Below are 2005 nucleotides of genomic sequence, written 5' to 3'. Positions count from 1 at the left end.
AGAACGAGAACGAGAACGAGAACGAATTATCCGTACGTCTAGTATTTAAACAATTGAACTTGAGTATTCAACTGTTGAGCAATACCGCGCAACTCTTCAGACAAGTGACGAGAGTTATCAGCCTCAGTAGACATGTTTTCTGATACATCATTAACCAACTGAATATTCTTACTGACTTCACCGGTAACCGATCTTTGCTCAGAAGCAGCATTCGAGATATGTGAAGCCATCTCCGAGATCTGTTGAATCGATGTCGCGATCTCTTCCAGTGCAATAGTCGCATTGTTTGCATCATCGACACTTGATTGCGCCAAATCTTGGCTACGTTGCATTGATTCAACCGCACTGACGCTGTTTTTCTGAAGAGTCTCGATCATTTCGCGTATCTCGTCTGTAGAACTGTGAGTACGTTGAGAAAGAACACGAACTTCATCTGCCACAACCGCAAAACCGCGACCTTGTTCACCCGCACGTGCTGCTTCAATCGCTGCGTTTAAGGCCAATAGGTTAGTTTGTTCTGCAATATCAGAAATGGTTGATAGAATAGTGTTGATGTCTAACGCATTCTTCTCAACTTCTTGAATGATTCCTGAAGCGTTCTCAACTTGTTGAGCAAGACTAGTGATGGAATCTTGGTTACGAATGATGACTTGCTTACCTTGTTCACAATTCTCTGTTGAACTGATCGCTGAATCAGCCGTCATTTGCGCGTTGTTTGCTACTTCTTCTGCTGTTGCCGACATTTCATGTACGGCTGTAGCAATCTGAGAAATTTCGTGAAGTTGGACTGATAGACCTTCACTTGTTTGACGAGCGACATTGGTACTAATTTCAGATTGCTGATTAAGCTGGTTCGAAGAGCCCGCAATATCACGCACTATCTCTTGAAGTTTTGCTATGAACGCGTTGACGTGATGCGCTAGGGTGCCAATCTCGTCTTTACTATGAACAGTCATACGCTGTGTTAAGTCGCCGTCACCTTTGGACAATGCTTCCATTGCCGAGCTTAGTGTCGTTAATGGCGACAGTGCTTTCTTGATGATAAACATCGCAACAAATGCGATTACAGCAAGTTGTATTAGACCAAATATTACCGACTGACGAACTAATGAATAGTAAGAAGCAAAAGAGTGATCTTTATCTATAACAACAGTGAAGTACCAGTCTGTATGAGGAACTTTCTGAGCAGAAAGAAGGGAGTCGGTACCTTTAATGGTTAACTCTTCAAATTCTGGATTTTGCGCAAGTGATTTGATTTTCTGAGCAGAAAGGTTGTTTGAAATATTAGAAACAGGCTTTAGCGTTAGGCCACGGTCTCTATGGGCAACAATATTACCTTTACCATCGACAAGAAAAGCGTAAACACCAGGTTGCTCAATACTTACAATATCATTGATGAGGGTGTTTAAGTTCAGGTCTGCACCAATAACGCCAGAGAACCCGTTGGTATTGAATGGGCTTGCAATTGTTACCACTAGGTCATTCGTAGCCACATCAACATAGGGTTCAGTGACGACTGTTTGACCTGCCGCCATAGGCGCTTTGTACCAATCTCGAGTACGTGGGTCGTAATCTTGCGGTACTGGCAAATCACCACCTAGAAGAAAGCGACCGTCAGAAAGCCCTGCGTAGGCAATTTGGAACTTACCAGCACTCGTACTTTGAGTTAAATAGCTGGTTGGGTCATCGGTAAAAGTAAATGAATTTTTCGCTGCATTTACAACGTTAATTCGGCCTTCAATCCATTTTTCTATACCCGATACCGTTGTATCAGTTAGTGTATTTGAATATTGCTGAATGGAACGATAGGTTTCGTTAAGAAGTTGCTTACCTGTTACATAAGTCTGAATCATAGTCATTGCGAAAATAATGACAACAAACATCAATGTTAATTTGTTCTTGATTGAAATATTGCTAACACCCATTTACGGTACTTCACTCTATTAGAAATTTGGAAGAGAGTAGCAGTACGCCGTATTACCGTAAAGATATTTTATTACTGATT

Annotated in this window: 1 protein-coding gene; it reads right to left on the bottom strand. The window is 41.7% G+C overall.

The genetic code is table 11. The annotated features are described in order from the left end of the window. Window positions 1–38: 38 nt before the first annotated feature. Window positions 39–1925 carry a methyl-accepting chemotaxis protein gene (locus tag AB4496_RS20635; RefSeq protein ID WP_017101870.1) on the bottom strand — a complete coding sequence of 629 codons (1887 nt, stop codon included), beginning with the start codon at window positions 1923–1925 and terminating at the stop codon, window positions 39–41. Window positions 1926–2005: the final 80 nt, after the last annotated feature.

The organism is Vibrio sp. 10N.222.46.A1, from assembly GCF_041473595.1.
Classification (GTDB): Bacteria; Pseudomonadota; Gammaproteobacteria; order Enterobacterales; family Vibrionaceae; genus Vibrio; species Vibrio tasmaniensis_A.
This window is presented reverse-complemented; position numbering and strand designations above follow the sequence as displayed.

What these genes read in the sequence shown, in the direction of transcription:
- AB4496_RS20635 (WP_017101870.1), bottom strand. Translation starts at nt 1,925, where the DNA reads ATGGGTGTTAGCAATATTTCAATCAAGAACAAATTAACATTGATGTTT.